General features: G+C 69.4%; 1 protein-coding gene. It reads right to left on the reverse strand.

Going from position 1 to position 757, the window contains the following annotated elements; genetic code table 11:
* Nucleotides 1-8: 8 nt before the first annotated feature.
* Nucleotides 9-743, reverse strand: coding sequence for an SDR family oxidoreductase (locus tag E1211_RS32235; protein WP_132354029.1), 735 nt, complete (start codon nucleotides 741-743; stop codon nucleotides 9-11).
* Nucleotides 744-757: the final 14 nt, after the last annotated feature.

Raw genomic sequence — 757 nt, forward strand, 5'->3', positions numbered from 1 at the left:
GCCGGCGGTCAGATGGCGCCGCCGTTGGCGTACACCACCTGGCCGTTGATCCAGCGGCCCGGGCCGGCGAGGAACGCCACGATGGGCGCGACGTCCTCGGGCATGCCCATCCGGCCCAGCGGCGGCTCGGCGGCGATCCGGGCGATGGTCTCCTCGTCCTTGCCGCGCAGGAACAGCTCCGTGCCGATCGGGCCGGGAGCAACGGTATTAACCGTGATGTCACGACCGCGTAGCTCACGGGCGAGGATCAGCGTCATCGCCTCCACCCCACCCTTCGCGGCCGCGTACGCCGTGTATCCGGGACGGCTGAACTTGGTGATTGAGCTGGAGGTGTTGATGATCGCGCCTCCGGCGCGTACCCGGCGGGCGGCCTGCTGGGTGACCACGAAGGCGCCGCGTAGGTTGACTCGGATCGTGCGATCGAGGGTGTCCAGGTCGAGATCGACCAGCGGACCCATCGGCATGATCCCGGCCATGTTCACCACCACGTCGACGCCACCGAACTCCCGCTCCGCCGCGTCGAACATCGCGGCCACGGCGTTCTCGTCGGCGACATCGGCCTGGAACGCGATCGCCTTCACGTCGGTGCCGGCCAGAGCGGTCATGGTCGCGTCCGCGTCGGCCTTGTTGCCCGCGTAGTTGACGACCAGGGCGTAACCCTCCTCGGCCAGCCGCTGCACGACCTGCCGGCCGATGCCCCGGGAGCCGCCGGTGACGATCGCTACCCGCTGTTCCTTGCTCATGTCGAGCCTCCGTT

This window comes from Micromonospora sp. 15K316 (assembly GCF_004348525.1).
Taxonomy (GTDB): Bacteria; Actinomycetota; Actinomycetes; order Mycobacteriales; family Micromonosporaceae; genus Micromonospora.